The organism is Mucilaginibacter arboris, assembly GCF_009754915.1.
Classification (GTDB): Bacteria; Bacteroidota; Bacteroidia; order Sphingobacteriales; family Sphingobacteriaceae; genus Mucilaginibacter_A; species Mucilaginibacter_A arboris.
Map to the genome: position 1 here is coordinate 1 of NZ_WPIK01000001.1, position 17,476 is coordinate 17,476.

The window sequence follows — 17,476 nt, forward strand, 5'->3', positions numbered from 1 at the left end:
TTAAACTAATTTTTAAGACATTTGTCTAATATTCAAACAAAAAATAATGGAAACAAGAAAAACAGATTACGATTATAAAAACATCATTGAGCTTAGCGGAACACAGGATACCACGCGCAAATTTATGGCAAATGTTTTTATGTGGATGTTTGTAGCGTTGGGCATATCTGCAGCTATGTCTTACATTTTTTCGCACGATCAGAGCTTATTACAATTACTTTTTAACCCGGAAACAAATTCACGTACAATCTTCGGTACGATTGTAATGTTTTCCCCGCTTGGATTTGTCCTTATGTCTTTCGGCATTAATAAATTATCCTATCCTGTATTACTGCTTTTGTTTATTACTTTTGCAGCATTATTTGGTATTAGTTTAAGCTTTATTTTTCTGGTTTATACTTCAGCATTAATCAGTACAGTATTTTTAACTACTTCTTTGGTTTTTGGAGTTATGGCCGTTGCAGGTTATACCACGCATACAGATTTAACAAAATTTGGTTCTATTTTGATAATGGCTTTATTTGGTATTATCATCGCTTCTTTTGTTAATTTTTTCATGAACAGCGAGCAATTAGATTACATAATTAGTTATATTGGCGTAGCTGTGTTTGTAGGATTAACTGCTTATGATGTACAAAAACTGAAAAGAATTGGTGAAGGTATAGAATACGGAAGCGCATCCGCAGGAAAAATGGCCATTATGGGCGCTTTAACTTTATACCTTGATTTTATCAACCTTTTCCTGATGTTGTTACGTGTGTTTGGCGGCGGCAGAAGAAGGTAAAATACTGTTTTTATCATACAAAAAGCTCTGTCGGAAATTTCGGCGGGGCTTTTTTATTGCATGTTAATGATTGCATATTAACGCTTATTTATGCAGATTTGCAGTGCTTATGGAGAAAGACGGAGGGATTAGACCCAACGATGTCTTAGCAACCTGTGCTTACAAGGTGCTACATTCTACTCTAACCAAACTTTTTAGTTGGAGACAGATAAGCGAAAGGCAAACCAATCCACCGGACTTTTCGACATAAGATTTTTTTAGTAGCAAGTATTAAGTATCAAGACAAAAAGTCGCAGATAGATTTGTACTTGATACCGGATACTTTCGACTTGATACTTTACAATGAATATCGAACAAGAATTACAAAAACGCATCCTGATTATTGATGGTGCGATGGGCACCATGATCCAGCGTTATCAGCTTTCAGAAGAGGATTTTCGGGGAGAACGTTTCCGCGATCATCCTTCTGATTTAAAAGGCAACAACGATTTGCTGAACATCACCCGTCCGGATATTATCAAAGCAATACATGCAGAATATTTAGATGCCGGGGCAGATATTATCGAAACCAACACGTTTAGCACGCAACGCATCTCTTTGGCCGATTATCACCTGGAAGAATTAGCTTACGAGTTAAGCTTTGAAGGTGCAAAAATAGCACGCGAAGTAGCGGATGAATACAATTTAAAAACACCGGAAAAACCCCGTTTTGTGGCCGGCGCTGTTGGCCCAACTAACCGTACGGCTTCACTTTCTCCGGATGTAAATGATCCCGGCTATCGTGCCGTAACGTTTGATGACCTGGAAGAAGCTTACTACGAGCAGGTACGGGGCTTGGTTGATGGCGGTTCTGATGTGCTTTTGGTAGAAACTATTTTTGATACGCTGAATGCGAAAGCAGCGTTGTTTGCCATTAACCGCTATGCTTCTTTTACCGGCAAAAAATTGCCAATCATGATTTCCGGAACCATTACGGATGCTTCCGGCCGTACACTTTCCGGTCAAACGGTAGAAGCTTTCTGGAATTCCATCCGCCACGCTAACCTGCTTTCTGTTGGTTTAAATTGCGCTTTGGGTGCCAAAGATATGCGTCCGCATTTGGAAGAACTTTCAGAAAAAGCTGATGTTTACATTTCCGCTTATCCAAATGCGGGCTTACCCAATGAGTTCGGCGCTTATGATGAAGTTCCGCACGAAACAGCACATCTGGTAGAAGATTTCCTGCAATCGGGCTTTGTAAATATCGTAGGCGGCTGCTGCGGAACAACACCGGAACATATCAAATGTATCGCAGAAAAAGCAGCAAAATATCCTCCCAGACAAAAACCCAAAATAGAACCTTTTATGCGTTTAAGCGGACTGGAAGCAGTTACCATTACACCTGAAAGTATTTTTGTAAACATTGGAGAACGAACGAACATTACCGGATCGCCTAAGTTTTCAAAGTTGATTTTAGCAGAAAATTATGAAGAAGCTTTAACCGTTGCCCGCCAGCAGGTGGAAGGCGGCGCGCAGGTGATCGATATCAATATGGACGAAGGTATGATTGATTCTGAAGCGGTAATGGTAAAATTCCTGAACCTGGTTGCTTCCGAACCTGATATTGCCAAGCTTCCCATCATGGTCGATTCTTCTAAATGGATCGTTATTGAAGCCGGATTAAAATGTTTACAAGGAAAAGGCATCGTTAATTCCATCTCCCTGAAAGAAGGCGAAGAAAAATTTAAAGAATATGCCCGCAAAATTCTGAGTTACGGTGCGGCAGTTGTAGTGATGGCTTTTGATGAGAACGGTCAGGCGGATAATTACGAGCGCCGCATTGAGATTTGCAAACGCAGCTATGATATATTAGTTAATGAACTTGGCTTTCCTCCGCAGGATATCATCTTCGACCCAAACATTTTAACGGTTGCCACCGGTTTGGAGGAGCATAATAATTATGCAGTCGATTTTATAAACGCTACACGCTGGATCAAGCAAAACCTGCCGATGGCAAAAGTAAGCGGCGGCGTAAGTAATATTTCTTTCTCTTTCAGAGGGAATAATGTAGTGCGCGAAGCGATGCATTCAGCTTTTCTATATCATGCCATTCAGGCCGGAATGGACATGGGCATCGTAAACGCCGGTATGCTGGAAGTTTACGAGCAAATCCCCAAAGATTTACTGGAACTGGTTGAAGACGTGTTGTTAAACCGCCGCGATGATGCAACTGAACGACTGGTCACTTTTGCTGATACCATAAAAAGCAAGGGAAAAGAAGTAGTGCGTGATGAAGAATGGCGCAAAGGGACGGTAGAAGAACGGCTTTCGCACGCACTGGTGAAAGGAATTATCGAATATTTGGATAACGATGTGGAAGAAGCACGCCTAAAAGCCGAAAAACCATTAGACGTAATTGAAGGCCCATTGATGGACGGGATGAACATTGTGGGCGATTTATTTGGTGCCGGGAAAATGTTTCTGCCGCAGGTGGTAAAATCTGCCCGGGTAATGAAAAAAGCGGTGGCTTATCTGCTACCATTTATTGAGCTGGAAAAACAGCGGGTTATTGATGCTGGGGAAGATTCGAGCGGAAGCAGAGCCAACGCCGGTAAAATATTAATGGCCACTGTTAAGGGTGATGTGCATGATATTGGTAAAAATATAGTAGGCGTAGTGTTAGCATGTAATAATTTTGAGATTATTGATCTGGGTGTAATGGTTCCAGCCCAACGCATTATTGAAGAGGCCAAAAAGCAGAAAGTTGACATTATCGGTTTGAGCGGATTAATTACGCCTTCGTTGGATGAAATGGTGCACTTTGCCAAGGAAATGGAGCGTGAGGGCTTTACTATTCCGTTAATTATTGGTGGCGCAACAACATCGCGCATACATGCGGCAGTAAAGATTGACCCCAATTATTCAGGGCCGGTAATACACGGAATAGATGCTTCCCGAAGTGTTACGATGTGCAGCAATTTAATGAATAAGGACAACAGGGATACCTATATTTTAGGTATAAAAGAAGAATATGCAAAAGCACGCGAAGCACATTTAAATAAACGTGTGGACAAGAAATTTATGCCGGTAAAAGAAGCATGTGAGCAGAAGTTTCAATTGAGCTTAGACGGAGCTATCACACCAAAACCAAGTTTCCTCGGCACAAAAACAATTAAAGATTTTCCGTTGGAAGATTTGATCCCTTACATCGACTGGACACCGTTCTTCCATACCTGGGAATTACGCGGAAGTTATCCAAAGATATTTAACGACACATTTGTAGGTGCAGAAGCCAAAAAACTATTTGATGATGCACAGAAATTACTTCAGGAAATTGTAGCAAAAAAACTGTTGCAAGCTAATGGAGTAGTTGGTTTCTGGCCGGCAAATGCAGTTGGTGACGATATTGAACTTTATACGGATGAAACCCGAACAAAAGTTTTAGATACCATCTATACGCTTCGCCAGCAGGCAGAAAAACCAAAAGGCGAACCTTATTATGCACTTGCTGATTTTATCGCACAAAAATCTTCAGGCGTTCCTGATTACTGGGGAGGATTTGCCGTGACAGCAGGTTTAGGTTGTGATGAACTGGTAGCCAAATTTGAAGCAGACCATGATGATTACAACAGCATTATGGCAAAAGCTTTAGCTGATCGTTTGGCCGAAGCTTTTGCAGAAAAAATGCACGAGCTTGTTCGCCGCGAATATTGGGGTTATGCTAAAGACGAACACTTGAGCAATGAAGAGATGATTAAGGAAAAATACCAAGGCATTCGTCCCGCGCCAGGTTATCCGGCTTGTCCTGACCATACAGAAAAATGGACTTTATTTAAGCTGCTAAATGCAGAAGAAAATACAGGGATGTATCTAACAGAAAGCTTAGCAATGATGCCAGCTTCTTCTGTCAGCGGTTTTTACTTTGCACATCCTCAAGCTAAATATTTTGGATTAGGCAAAATCACCAAAGATCAGGTAGAAGATTATGCCCAAAGAAAAAATATGCCGATAGAAGAAGTAGAGCGGTGGCTGAGCCCGAATCTTTCGTATTGAAAAAGATCGAGGAGTGAAGAATGAAGATATGTATGGTTGCAAATAAATTCGACTATTAAATTATGACTTTTACAGATTTGGATGCCTGGAAAGAAGCAAGGGCATTAGTTAAAATAGTTTATCTGTGTATTGAACGTTTTCCGAAAGAAGAAGTTTATGGCTTACAATCTCAAATAAAAAGAGCTGCAATCTCGATTCCTTCCAATATTGCTGAAGGTTGTGGCCGCAATCAGCCGAAAGACATGATGCGTTTTTATTATATCGCCCGAGGCTCTGCTTACGAATTAGAAACACAACTTTACCTTTCGCTCGACCTTAATTTTATTGATGAAACTGAACTAAAACTCATGTTAGAAAAACTTAAAAAAATCAGAATTTTGCTGGCGGGTCTTATCACTTATCAAAATAATCAACTCAACAAATAGTTATATCCTTTTTCCCACTCTGATAATCATCAATTTTACAAACCATTTATATCCTTTTTCCCCGCTCCCCGCTCTTATAACCTCATGAAAATTACCGATCATATTAAAAACGCCAACGGCAAAACACTTTTTTCTTTTGAACTTTTACCGCCGATTAAAGGACATGGCATCCAGGGAATTTTTGACGCGATTGACCCGCTGATGGAACTCAATCCTCCTTTTATCGATGTTACTTCACTGCGTGAAGATTCTTTTTATAAAGAACGCGACAATGGATTGTTAGAAAAAGTAACATACCGGAAGCGCCCCGGAACAGTTGCCGTTTGTGCAGCCATCATGAACAGATATAAGGTAGATGCTGTCCCGCATTTACTTTGTGGCGGCTTTACCAAAGAGGAAACCGAATATGCCTTGATCGACCTGCAATTTCTGGGCATTGACAATGTTTTGGTTTTACGAGGAGATGCCCGGAAAGGCGATGCTGGTTTTATACCTACTCCCGGCGGACATACTTATGCTACAGAATTGCTGGAACAGGTAGTGAACATGAACAACGGCATTTACCTGCACGAAGACCACGAATCTTTTAAAACTGATTTTTGTGTTGGCATTGCGGCTTATCCGGAGAAACATTTTGAAGCGCCCAACTTAAAAACCGACTTTCAGTTCCTGAAAAAGAAGGTTGATCTCGGCGCAGATTTTATGGTTACTCAAATGTTTTTTGATAACAATAAATACCGGGAATTTGTAAAATGCTGCCGAGAAAACGGAATTAATATTCCAATTATTCCCGGACTAAAACCACTTACAACGGCAAAACAGCTCATCAATCTGCCAAAAATATTTCATATCGATATCCCCGAAGATTTGAGCGATGCGGTACAAGCTTGCAAAAACGATAAGGAAGTAAGAGAAGTTGGTATCGAATGGATGATTAACCAGTGCAAAGAATTAAAGGAAATAGGCGCACCGGTTTTACATTTTTATACGATGGGAAATGCGGAACCGACTAAAAGAATTGCAAAAGCGGTATTTTAATTTTAGGTTGATAAAAGAAGCATTACAAGATTAAGGTTACAAAACTTCTAAATCTTGTAATGCTTTTTCCAATTCTTCTGCCGATGTAAACCGAATAGATTCAATTCCCAATTTCCTTGCGGCTTCCACATTTCGCAAATTATCATCGATAAAAACAGCATCTTCCGGTTTAACCTGATAACGGTCAAATAAAATCTGGAAGAAAGCGGCTTCGGGTTTGCGAATGCCTTCATCGCCCGAAACCACAATGCCATCAAACCAGTTTAAAAAATCAAACTCGCGCAAGGCTATCGGGAAAAGTTCTGCCGACCAGTTTGTTAGCGCATAAAATTTATACTTACCGGTAGCTTTTAGCTTTTTGAAAATATCAACAGTTCCTTCAATGGGCCCGTTTAGCATTTCTTCCCAGCGGTCGTAATAAGCGCTGATTTCTTCTTTATGATGCGGATATCGTTCAATTAAAGCTTTTGTTCCCGCTTCTAAAGAACGTCCGGCATCCTGTTCTTCGTTCCAGGCCAGCGTACAAATATTTTCCAGGAAATGATTGGCTTTTTCCTCAGAACCAAAGATCTTGTTGTATAAAATTTTAGGTTCCCAATTGATTAGAACGTTGCCTAAATCAAAAATAATAGTGTTGATCATCGAAATAATTAATCGATAAAAGTTGTTAAAAATTCTTGCGGAGAATAAATGGGCAGCGAAGGAATGCCCTGCTTTTGAAACTGCTTATCAAAGGTAATTACATAATCTAGTTTATGTTGTAGAGCCGTATAATATTGCAAAGCATCCTCTACATCCGGCATTACTGACGCAATAGCCAAAACAGCCGTTTTATGATTGCAGTCAATCGTTTCTATATCTTCTAAAAGTTCCAATAAAAGAAATTTTGTGGTTTCAATCCCCAAAGATTTTTTTACCTAGTATGAAGTAATATGAATAATCGCGGGTGTAACAAAAACTTTGTTAGGAAAGTAAAGGGTTTCTTTAAGCAAGCGTTGCGATTCCTCAAACTTATCTCTTTCCAGCAAAACTCTATCAAAACATTTGCATCTAACAGTATTTTAAAAGCCATATTTTGCAGCGTTATCTTCGTAATAAGCTTTTTTAAAATCCTGAATATCCGTAAACTTTTCTTTAATATCCAGCTGCTTCACCATTTCGAAAATGTTGGATTTTCTTTTTGGCTTGGTAAGCTGTTTAAAATAATCTTCAACCAATTCTGAAACGCTAACCTGATTTTCAGCAGCGTAGCATTTTGCTTTAGAAAGCAAACTTTCTTCAATAGTAAGGTTTACCCGACTTTTCATAATCAAATATACGCATAAATAAAATTAGTGTACACTAATACTGATGCTTCTTTTATCACCTAAAAATCTTCAAACTGAAGTTCCTTCCTCTGCCAATAAATATGCCTTAAAAGAAGCATAATCTGTTCCCAAAGCATCTGCTTGTTTTGGTTTTTCTTCCAGTTCCAGCACTTGTTCTGGTATTTCAATATCGGCAGCAATTTCATCCGAAAAAACATCAGGGAATTTACAAGGATGGGCCGTGGCTAAAAAAACGCCAGTATTTTCCTGCTGCGGATGTTGCTTTTGCCAAGCATTAAGCGCCAGATAAGCAATTGCGGTATGCGGACAAACTACATAATCATACAAATGGTAAACTTCTGCAATAGCATCTTTTGTTTGCTCATCATTAAAACTGTAACCACTAACTAATTTGGTTATTGCTGATTGATCTTCCTGAAACAGATCCATAATGCGTGCCCAATTGCTTGGATTGCCTACATCCATTGCATTGGAAATGGTTGCTACGGAAGGTTTGGGTTGATAAATACCGCCGTTTAAAAAAGTGGGAACGGTATCATTCGCGTTGGTGGCAGCAATAAACTGTTTCACCGGCAAACCCATTTTCCTGGCCAGCAAACCAGCGCCGATGTTGCCGAAATTTCCGCTGGGAACAGAGAAAACCACATCCTTTTTACCTTCCCGCTGCAATTGCGCAACGGCATTGAAATAGTAAAAAGTTTGGGGGATTAAACGGGAAATATTGATGGAATTAGCAGAAGTCAGCCGGAATTTTTCATTCAGTTCTGCATCTACAAAAGCTTGTTTTACCAATGCCTGGCAATCATCAAAAGTACCGTCAATTTCGATGGCACGAATGTTTTGTCCGTTGGTGGTTAACTGCAATTCCTGTATCGGGCTAACTTTTCCTTTCGGATATAAAATGGTAACCAAAGTGTTCGGCACGCCTAAAAAACCTAAAGCCACCGCGCCGCCGGTATCGCCGGAAGTGGCTACCAGAACATTCAGTTCTTTTTCACCTTCACGAAGAAAATAAGCCATTACGCGGCTCATAAAACGGGCGCCAAAATCTTTAAAAGCAAGCGATGGCCCGTGGAAAAGTTCGAGCACATATTGATCTTCAGTCAGTTTTACAACCGGCGCCGGGAAGTTGATCGCATCATCAATAATTGCTTTTAAATCTCCGGAAGGAATAATGCCTTGCAGCAAATTATCCGCAACGCGAAAAGCAATTTCGGGCAAAGAAAATTGGTGCAGGTTTTCGATGAAATCATCCGGCAAACGAGGTATTTCAACTGGCATATATAAGCCTTTATCCTGCGGCAAACTGTTAAAAACAGCTTCCTGAAAAGATACTTCGTAAGTTTTATTATTGGTACTGTAGAGTTTCATTTTTTATAAGAGGTTAAAGGTGAAGGGCTGAAAGGTGAAAGGAACTGGCAACTCGCAACTTACAACTTACAACCGGAAACAGAACTAATCTAAAATAACCGGTCCGTTATTGTTAATTGGTGAAACATAAGTTTTGCTGGAAATTCCCAACGAAGTTAAATGTGATGCAATTTTTTGGGTGATAAAAGAAGCATTGGCTTCGGTTTTGGTGAAAGCAAAAACCGAAGGGCCGGAACCGGAAATCCCGAAACTTACGGCACCGCTTTCCATCGCCATTTCGCGCATCTTATAAAAATCAGGAATTAAAATTGAACGAACAGGTTCTACCAGAATATCTTTCATGCTGCGGCCAATCAGGTCTATATCTTTCAGAAACAAACCGCTTACCAAACCGGCAATATTTCCCCATTGCGTTACGGCATCTTTTAAAAATACTTTTTGTCGGATCATTTGCCTTGCATCTCGCGTTGGTACATCAACTTCCGGAAAAACGATGGCGCAATACAAACCTTCCGGATGCGGCAAGCGGATAATATCGAGCGGTTCATAACTTCTGATCAGCACAAAACCGCCTAATAAAGCTGGTGCAACATTATCTGCATGGCCGTATCCGCAAGCGAGTTCTTCGCCTTTCATGGCAAACGGAACGAGTTCCATTGGAGTTAGCGGATTATCAAGCAGATTATTTATCGCAAACAAACCCGCAACTGTACTCGCCGAACTGGAACCCAAACCGCTGCCAATCGGCATTTTTTTGTGGAGTTCGATTTCGATACCTAAATCCGGCTGACCGATGTGGTTCAGATAATGTTTAACACTGGCGCTAACCGTATTCTTTGCAGCATCTAAAGGCAACCGGCCGTCATCTCCGGTAATTTTTTTTATGGTGATGCCTGATTTTTCCACTCTATGCATCACCACTTCATCTCCCGGCGCATTTACGGCAAAACCCAGTACATCATAACCGCAAACCACATTGGCAACAGTAGCCGGGGCAAATACTTTTATAGAATCTTTCATTGTTTTTAAAAAGAGCGGAGTTCAAAGACTAAAGACCGGCCTTTATAATTTAATTAATTTAATGTGCACCAACATTTACCAAATCAGCAAAAACACCGGCAGCAGTAACTTCGGCGCCAGCGCCTGGCCCTTTTACAACTAACGGACGTTCTTTATAACGTTCTGTGGTAAACGATATCACGTTATCACTGCCCGAAAGCGAGTAAAAAGCATGTCCGGCATCAACTTGCTGTAAAGAAATAGAAACTTCTCCGTTTTCTAATTTTCCAATGTAACGAAGCACTTTTCCGTTGCTTTCTGCTGCTGTTTTTATGCCGTTAAAATAAGCATCTTCCGCTTGTAAGGCTTCGTAAAATTCGGCTACTGTACCTGCTTCGATTGCTGTTTTTGGCAGCATATTTTCCAGCTTTACATCAGCTGCTTCTAACGGATAACCTGCATCACGTGCTAAAATCAGCATTTTTCGCATAAAATCCATTCCGCTTAAATCGTCGCGCGGATCAGGTTCTGTGTAACCTTTTTCCTGCGCTGTTTTCACCACATCATGGAAGTTTGCATCTCCTTTAAAATTGTTAAAAATAAAGGAAATCGTTCCAGATAAAATAGCTTCAATTTTGATAATCCGGTCACCGGAAAGCATCAAATTTTTCAACGTCTGGATAATAGGCAAACCTGCGCCAACATTGGTTTCGTAGTAAAAGTCAACCCCATGGTTCCGGGCCGCATCTTTAAACTTTTGATATTGTTCGTAGCTGCCAGAATTACCGATCTTATTGCAGGTTACAATAGAAATATTCGAATTAAAAATCTTTTCATAAAAAGCAACCGGTTTCGGGCTGGCCGTATTATCAATAAAAACAGCATTTGGCAAGTTCATTTCCTTCATCCTTGCAACAAACAGTTCCAGTTCTGCTGTTTCTGCAGAAGCTTCTAACATTTCCTGCCAGTTATCCAGCGATAAACCATTATCATCAAAAAACATTTTACGCGTATTGCTGATGCCGGCAATTTTCACCTGGATACCATTGTTTTCCTGCAAAAAGTTACGGTGCGATTGGAGTTGCCTAAATAGGGTTTTGCCAATATTTCCGGTTCCCAAACAAAAAGCATGAAGCGTTTTATTTAGTTCGATAAAAAAAGCATCATGAACGGCGTTTAAAGCTTTGCCCAGATCAGGACGGGAAATAACGACAGAAATATTGTATTCTGATGAACCTTGCGCAATTGCCCGAACGTTTACGCCGTTTCTGCCCAAGGCATGGAACAACTTGCCCGACATACCCGGCGTTTGCTTCATATTCTCGCCTACAATAGCTAAAATGGAAAGATTTTGCTCAAAAACCGGTGCTTCCAGCTTTTTGGCAATCAGCTCCAGCTCAAATTCCTGCTCAATTAATTGTTGTGCTTTTAAAGCATTGGTTGGATGAATGGCAAACGTAATGCTGTGCTCAGAAGAAGATTGTGTGATTAAAATTACGTTGATCTGCTCGCGTGCCAACAAACTGAACAACCTGCCGCTAAAACCAGCTTTGCCAACCATTCCGCTGCCTTCGAGGTTAATGATGCTGATCTCGTTAATAGAAGAAATCCCTTTAATGATTAAGTTTGAAGTGCCGCAATCATGTCTGATTACCGTTCCCGGAAAATCAGGTTGAAAAGTATTTTTGATAGCGATAGGGATGCGTTTTAAAAACGCCGGGATCATGGTTGGCGGATAAATCACTTTGGCACCAAAGTAAGAAAGCTCCATTGCTTCTGTATAAGAAAGTTCCGGCAGCGGAAATGCTTTTTTTACCATCCTCGGGTCTGCCGTCATCATTCCGTTTACATCCGTCCAGATCTGGATTTCTTCCGCATTTAAAGCAGAACCGAAAATTGCTGCTGTGTAATCGCTCCCGCCACGGCCCAAAGTTGTCATCCGGCCTTTTTCATTACTGGCAATAAATCCGGTCACAAAAAGTATTTTCCCTTTATTTTCGCTATAAAAGCTTTGAATTAAAATTTCTGTTAATTCGGTTTGTACCCGCGCCTGGCCGAAATTGCTATCGGTTTTAATCAGTTCAGAAGCATCAACAAAACAAATTTCCTGCAAATATTGCTCAGCAATTTTACTGATCATAAAAGTAGAACAGCGTTCGCCATAACTTAATACCAAGTCTCGGGTTTGGGCAGTAAGTTCCTTTAAGCTGAAAATTCCTTGCAGCAAATCTTCCAGTTCATTAAAAAAAATCTTCAGTTTTGTAAAAACCGGATTTTGCCGCTGTACATCTAATAGTGTTTTTATCACTAAAAAATGGCGGTCTTCCAATTCTTTAAGGTAAGAAGAAAAATCTTCGCCTAAAGAAGCTTTATCCGCCATTTTAGACAGCAGGTTTGTAACACCGCTCATGGCAGAAAGTACAACTATCGGATTACCAGAAACAGCAGCTTCTTTTTTAACAATTTCCAGTAGTGCCTGGATACTTTCGGGAGAACCTACGGATGTGCCTCCGAATTTTAATACTTTCATAATAAGGGTTTAACAAAAAAGCCTTCCTCTTTGCGGAGGAAGGCTTTTTATGGTTTTTATCTTTATTTTTTTACCAAAATCTATCCTTCCTCCGAAATATTGCCGGTGGTAGTAATAATGGTAATGATAATGGATTGATTGCTCAGCATAAATTTGTCCTGGTTGAGGGCGGCGTAAAGTAAATACTTTGTTCTCAATTTTGCAACAGACAAATAATTTTTTTGTTGATAAAAGAAGTATATACAAGAAGTATATCTATTTTTGATAGATAAAAACAGTATCAACATGAAAAGTATATTGCTAAAAATTGATGATAAGCTTTTTGAGGAAACAGAGAAGCATGTTAAAAAATTGAAAATAAGCAGAAATAGTTTTATAAAAGAAGCTATTGCCACTTATGCTAAAACTTTGTCTCGCAAGGAATGGGAAGAGCAGGTTCGACGTGAAGTTGAAATATTAAAAGCACATGATCCTGATAAAGAATTAAAACAAATATTTCAAACTGCTTCCTTAATTGATATGCAAAAATATTTAGATGATGAATATTAACCCGATACCGCTTCAATACGAAATATGGATTGCAGATCTAGACCCTGCAAGCGGAACTGAACCTGGAAAAATCCGTCCGGTTATCATTCTGCAAGCGGATGTTTTGCATTACGCTGGCCACACCTCTACTATTGCCTGCGCCGTTTCTTCTCAACCAAAAGAAGGCGTTTCCTTGATCCGGCAAAGAATTCAGCCTTCTGTAGAAAACGGACTACGAAAAGAATCTTATATTTTAATTGATCAAATTCGCGCTTTGGATTTAATAAGATTACATCAAAAAATCGGAGAACTTGAAGAAGAAGCGATCAATACTTTGCGTCAAAACATTAAATCAATTTTATCTTTAGATTAATGCAGGGCCTCGTAACAAAATCTACCGGAAGCTGGTACCAGGTGCAGGATGCGGAAGGAAAGCGCTTTGATTGCCGGATAAAAGGCAAGTTCCGGATGAAAGGTTTAACCACCACCAACCCAATTGCTGTTGGAGACCGTGTTGATTTTGAGATCGAGCCGGAACAGCAAACGGGCGTGATCCACAAGCTGCACGACCGGAAAAATTACATCATCCGTAAATCCATCAACCTAAGCAAACAGGCGCAAATTATTGCTGCAAACCTTGATCTGGCTTTGCTGGTGGTTACCTTAGCCTCTCCCCGCACTTCCCTCGGTTTTATCGACCGTTTTTTGGTTACTGCCGAAGCTTATGGCATTCCGGCCGGAATTGTTTTTAACAAGCTGGATCTATTCAGCGAAGAAGGTTTGGAAATCCTGGCTGAGTACCGTGCTATTTATGAAAATATCGGTTATCAGTGTTATGAAACTTCTGCTATAAAAAAAACAGGCATAAAAGAAGTATCGGAAGTTTTAAAAGACAAAACCACACTTTTCTCCGGCCATTCCGGCGTAGGAAAATCTACTTTACTCAATTCAATTTTTCCGGGAATGGAAACCCGCACAGGCGAAATTTCGGATTGGAGCGATAAAGGCAAACACACTACCACTTTTGCCGAAATGTTTGAGCTGCCTTTTGGCGGTTTTTTGATTGATACGCCCGGCATCCGTGAATTAGGCGTGATCGATATTGAAAAACAGGAGCTGAGCCACTTTTTCCCGGAAATGCGCGAGCTGTTAAACCAATGCCGTTTCTATAATTGCCGCCATATTAACGAACCAGGCTGCGCGGTTTTAGCTGCGCTGCAAGAAGGCGTAATTGAACAATCTCGTTATGAAAGCTATTTGAGTATTTATCATGGGAATGATACGAGGGCGTAAAGAAAGTTATAAGTTATACGTATCCAAACACTTCACTAATTTTATCGCAGGCCTTAAAAACTTAAAACATATCACTCAAAACTTACAACTCAAATGAGGGCAGTTATCCAACGCGTAAGCCAAGCATCTGTAAAAGTAAACGGCATAGCAACCGGCGAAATCGAAACTGGTTTTTTGGTTCTGCTTGGGATTGAAGAGGCAGATACCGAAGAAGATGTAAGCTGGTTAACACAAAAAATAATCGGAATTCGGGTTTTTCGTGATGAAAATGGTTTAATGAACAAAGCTTTAGCTGATGTTAACGGTGATATTTTGCTGATTTCGCAATTCACACTTTTTGCGCAAACTAAAAAAGGGAACCGACCATCTTTTATCCGCGCAGCGAAACCTGAAAAAGCAATTCCATTATATGAAATGATGATTAAAATCCTGGAAAACCTATTAGGCAAAAGTATTTCGACCGGCATTTTTGGTGCAGATATGAAAGTAAGTTTAGTAAATGATGGGCCGGTAACCGTCATCATGGATACAAAAGATAAAGACAACCACTGATTTTATGACGATAAAAGAAGCACAGCAAGCAGTCGACGAATGGATCCAAACAACAGGAATCCGTTATTTTAACGAGCTAACCAACACTGCAATTTTAATGGAAGAAGTTGGCGAAGTTGCCCGAATTATGGCTCGAAAGTATGGCGAACAATCTTTCAAAAAATCTGACGAAGAAGTGAATTTATCTGATGAAATGGCTGACGTTTTATTTGTGCTGATCTGTCTGGCTAATCAAACCGGAATTGATTTAACCGAAGCGCTGGAAAAAAACATGGCTAAAAAAAGCATCCGGGATACGGATCGGCATAGGGATAATGAGAAGTTGAAGTAGATTTACTGTTTAGAATATTTCTTGTATTCTTCTAAAGCCTCTAACAAACGTTTCGCATTTGCAGGGCTTTTTAACAAGTAAGCAGTTTCTTTACTTGGTTTTTCAGGTTTCTTATTTAGAGCCAAACAAGTAGCCAGATAGTCATTAACCGCTTTATGAAAAGATTTTTTACTTCTTTAAAAGATCTTCCTTCAAAAGTTACTAAGTCGTTAATTCCCAAAATATTTCCGTATAATGCTTCTTTCCCGCTAAAATTAATCTTAGCCAGATAGTCTTTGTATTTTAAAAAATTAGTCATTTTTAACTTATCCTTTTTCTTTAAAAGCTAAATTTAAAATAGCACTTATCCTTCCAACTTCACCAGCTTCTCCCCTCTCAAAACCGGAATAGCCGTTGTTAAATCAACCTGCAAACAAAACCTAATATCTTCTTCAATACCTAACTTTTTTAAACGTTCGCTGTGCGCTGTTTTTTGCAGGTAAGCATTCAAGTCGTTTTTTCCAAGCTGAAAAAGATCATTTGCGGCAATGCCGGGATCGTCTAATTGATAATCGCTTGTTTTAAGCTGATCAATCACGGCGCCGGCAAATAAAGTATCTTCTAAATTAAAATTGTTTTTCCATCCGGCACAAACTAGTAAAATATTTTCCTGCTGATCTTGCAGCCAGTTACACAAAGCCGAAAGGTTTAAAAACGAACCGATCACAACTTTTTTGGCTCCGCGCGATAAATGCAAAGCGTGTGTGCCATTAGTTGTAGTGAGCACAATGGTTTTTCCGGCAACTTTTTCTGAAGTGTACGAGAACGGCGAGTTTCCAAAATCAAAACCTGCTACCACTTCTCCGTTACGCTCGGCAGCGAGCAGATAATCAAACCCTTTTTGCCGGTAAGCAGCGCATTCTTCTACCTGCGCAACCGGAATAATGGCTTCTGCGCCATTTTCAATGCCGTAACAAATCGATGAGGTTGCCCGGAAAATATCAATAATAACAGCAATACTATTTTCAATATGGTAAAGCGGCAGCAGTGCCGGTGTTAAGCAGGTTTCAATCGTTAGTTTTTCATTCATTACAAAAAGCAGTTAGAGGTTAGTCACCAATTTTTAGGTGATAAAAGAAGCATGCGGCTTTAATTAAGTTAACTGTTTTTATTTGTAAAAAGGCGGCTTAACTACTTTTGCTTTAATTTTTTGGTCGCGTATTTTGATGTAGATTTCGGTTCCTTCTTTGGCAAAAGCATTTTCAACATAACCCAAACCAACTGCTTTTTGCAAAGATGGCGATTGCGTACCCGACGTTACTTTGCCAATCGAATTTCCTTCTGCATCTGTAATTTCATAATCATGGCGGGGAATGCCGCGTTCAATCATTTCAAAACCAATTAATTTTTTGCTGATACCGTTTTCTTTTTGCTGTTTTAATGCTGCTGCGTTTACAAAATCTTTATTGAACTTGGTTACCCAGCCTAAACCTGCTTCCAGCGGAGAAGTGGTATCATCAATATCATTGCCGTACAAACAAAAACCCATTTCCAAGCGTAAAGTATCGCGTGCGGCCAAACCAATTGGTTTAATACCAAAAGGTTCTCCGGCTTTTAAAATAGCTTCCCAAATATGAGGTGCGTGCCGGTTATCAAAATAAATTTCAAAACCGCCGGCACCAGTATAACCTGTTGCAGAAATGATTACGTTTTCTACATTGGCAAACGTGCTTCTTTTAAAGGTATAATATTCCATCGAACCTAAGTCGACCTCTGTTAAGCTTTGCAATGCTTCTGCTGCTTTCGGCCCCTGCACGGCAAGCAATGAAGTTCGGTCAGAAATATCAGTTATTTTCACTTCGCCGTTCTCATTATATTTTGAAATCCAGTTCCAATCTTTTTCAATATTAGAAGCATTTACCACCAGCATGTACGTTTTTTCATCCATCCGGTAAACCAGTAGATCATCTACAATGCCGCCAGTTTCGTTTGGTAAGCAAGAGTATTGCACTTTGCCATCGTACAATTTTGAAGCATCGTTGCTGGTTACTTTTTGGATCAGCTCAAGTGCTTTATCTCCTTTTAAAATAAACTCGCCCATGTGGCTCACATCAAAAACCCCTACCGCTTTACGTACGGTTTCGTGTTCCTGAATGATGCCTGCGTATTGTACAGGCATATTGTAACCTGCAAAAGGGACCATTTTAGCGCCGGTTTTAATGTGAACGTCTGTAAGGGCAGTTTTTTTCATCTAAGTAAATTGTTTTTTAATAGTGATGAAGTTAT

General features: G+C 40.0%; 19 protein-coding genes and 1 riboswitch. Of the genes, 9 read left to right on the forward strand and 10 right to left on the reverse strand.

Annotated elements, in window-relative coordinates:
- Positions 1-46 precede the first annotated feature (46 nt).
- The 4 genes from GO621_RS00005 to GO621_RS00020 all read left to right on the forward strand — a co-directional run bounded on the left by GO621_RS00005 (position 47) and on the right by GO621_RS00020 (position 6,279).
- Positions 47-784 (forward strand): Bax inhibitor-1/YccA family protein, encoded by a 738-nt coding sequence (locus tag GO621_RS00005; protein WP_157562623.1) that lies wholly within the window; start codon positions 47-49, stop codon positions 782-784.
- 104 nt (positions 785-888) lie between these two features.
- Positions 889-999, forward strand: a riboswitch (SAM riboswitch).
- A gap of 127 nt (positions 1,000-1,126) precedes the next feature.
- Positions 1,127-4,816 (forward strand): methionine synthase, encoded by a 3,690-nt coding sequence (gene metH / locus GO621_RS00010; protein WP_157562626.1) that lies wholly within the window; start codon positions 1,127-1,129, stop codon positions 4,814-4,816.
- Between the two features lie 62 nt (positions 4,817-4,878).
- The gene (locus tag GO621_RS00015; protein ID WP_157562628.1) at positions 4,879-5,241 is read left to right on the forward strand and encodes a four helix bundle protein; all 363 of its coding nucleotides are present in this window, start codon (positions 4,879-4,881) and stop codon (positions 5,239-5,241) included.
- 84 nt (positions 5,242-5,325) lie between these two features.
- Entirely contained in the window at positions 5,326-6,279 is a 954-nt protein-coding gene (locus GO621_RS00020) for a methylenetetrahydrofolate reductase (RefSeq protein WP_157562629.1), read from the forward strand.
- A 36-nt stretch (positions 6,280-6,315) separates the two neighbouring features.
- On the opposite strand, the gene GO621_RS00025 is transcribed toward GO621_RS00020, so the two are convergent.
- From GO621_RS00025 to GO621_RS19180, 7 genes are all read right to left on the reverse strand, one after another.
- Positions 6,316-6,921, reverse strand: coding sequence for an HAD family hydrolase (locus tag GO621_RS00025; protein WP_157562631.1), 606 nt, complete (start codon positions 6,919-6,921; stop codon positions 6,316-6,318).
- Between the two features lie 8 nt (positions 6,922-6,929).
- Positions 6,930-7,154 carry a type II toxin-antitoxin system VapC family toxin gene (locus GO621_RS00030; RefSeq protein ID WP_157562633.1) on the reverse strand — a complete coding sequence of 75 codons (225 nt, stop codon included), beginning with the start codon at positions 7,152-7,154 and terminating at the stop codon, positions 6,930-6,932.
- 186 nt (positions 7,155-7,340) lie between these two features.
- A complete protein-coding gene (locus GO621_RS00035; RefSeq protein WP_157562635.1) occupies positions 7,341-7,586 on the reverse strand; it encodes a DUF6364 family protein in 246 nt (81 codons plus the stop codon).
- A gap of 69 nt (positions 7,587-7,655) precedes the next feature.
- Positions 7,656-8,978, reverse strand: coding sequence for a threonine synthase (thrC, locus tag GO621_RS00040; protein ID WP_157562636.1), 1,323 nt, complete (start codon positions 8,976-8,978; stop codon positions 7,656-7,658).
- Positions 8,979-9,062: 84 nt separating this feature from the next.
- A complete protein-coding gene (locus tag GO621_RS00045; RefSeq protein WP_157562638.1) occupies positions 9,063-9,998 on the reverse strand; it encodes a homoserine kinase in 936 nt (311 codons plus the stop codon).
- Between the two features lie 58 nt (positions 9,999-10,056).
- Positions 10,057-12,507 carry a bifunctional aspartate kinase/homoserine dehydrogenase I gene (gene thrA, locus GO621_RS00050; RefSeq protein ID WP_157562640.1) on the reverse strand — a complete coding sequence of 817 codons (2,451 nt, stop codon included), beginning with the start codon at positions 12,505-12,507 and terminating at the stop codon, positions 10,057-10,059.
- Positions 12,508-12,587: 80 nt separating this feature from the next.
- Positions 12,588-12,719 (reverse strand): hypothetical protein, encoded by a 132-nt coding sequence (locus tag GO621_RS19180; protein WP_262884975.1) that lies wholly within the window; start codon positions 12,717-12,719, stop codon positions 12,588-12,590.
- 73 nt (positions 12,720-12,792) lie between these two features.
- Here GO621_RS19180 and GO621_RS00055 point away from each other — a divergent pair, with 73 nt between their 5' ends.
- The 5 genes from GO621_RS00055 to GO621_RS00075 all read left to right on the forward strand — a co-directional run bounded on the left by GO621_RS00055 (position 12,793) and on the right by GO621_RS00075 (position 15,211).
- Positions 12,793-13,056 (forward strand): hypothetical protein, encoded by a 264-nt coding sequence (locus tag GO621_RS00055; protein ID WP_157562643.1) that lies wholly within the window; start codon positions 12,793-12,795, stop codon positions 13,054-13,056.
- Positions 13,043-13,408, forward strand: coding sequence for a type II toxin-antitoxin system PemK/MazF family toxin (locus tag GO621_RS00060; RefSeq protein WP_157562646.1), 366 nt, complete (start codon positions 13,043-13,045; stop codon positions 13,406-13,408). The genes GO621_RS00055 and GO621_RS00060 overlap by 14 nt, the downstream gene beginning before the upstream one ends.
- Positions 13,408-14,328: a ribosome small subunit-dependent GTPase A gene (gene rsgA / locus GO621_RS00065; protein ID WP_157562649.1), complete on the forward strand. Its 921-nt coding sequence runs from the start codon at positions 13,408-13,410 to the stop codon at positions 14,326-14,328. Before GO621_RS00060 ends, rsgA begins: the two co-directional genes overlap by 1 nt.
- 93 nt (positions 14,329-14,421) lie before the next feature.
- A complete protein-coding gene (gene dtd / locus GO621_RS00070) occupies positions 14,422-14,880 on the forward strand; it encodes a D-aminoacyl-tRNA deacylase (protein ID WP_157562652.1) in 459 nt (152 codons plus the stop codon).
- A 4-nt stretch (positions 14,881-14,884) separates the two neighbouring features.
- A complete protein-coding gene (locus GO621_RS00075; protein WP_157562655.1) occupies positions 14,885-15,211 on the forward strand; it encodes a nucleotide pyrophosphohydrolase in 327 nt (108 codons plus the stop codon).
- A gap of 115 nt (positions 15,212-15,326) precedes the next feature.
- On the opposite strand, the gene GO621_RS00080 is transcribed toward GO621_RS00075, so the two are convergent.
- The 3 genes from GO621_RS00080 to gcvT form a co-directional block, all read right to left on the reverse strand.
- A complete protein-coding gene (locus GO621_RS00080; RefSeq protein ID WP_157562658.1) occupies positions 15,327-15,509 on the reverse strand; it encodes a hypothetical protein in 183 nt (60 codons plus the stop codon).
- 45 nt (positions 15,510-15,554) lie between these two features.
- Entirely contained in the window at positions 15,555-16,280 is a 726-nt protein-coding gene (locus GO621_RS00085) for a 2-phosphosulfolactate phosphatase (protein WP_157562661.1), read from the reverse strand.
- 78 nt (positions 16,281-16,358) lie between these two features.
- Positions 16,359-17,441: a glycine cleavage system aminomethyltransferase GcvT gene (gcvT, locus tag GO621_RS00090; protein ID WP_157562664.1), complete on the reverse strand. Its 1,083-nt coding sequence runs from the start codon at positions 17,439-17,441 to the stop codon at positions 16,359-16,361.
- Between the last annotated feature and the right edge of the window lie 35 nt (positions 17,442-17,476).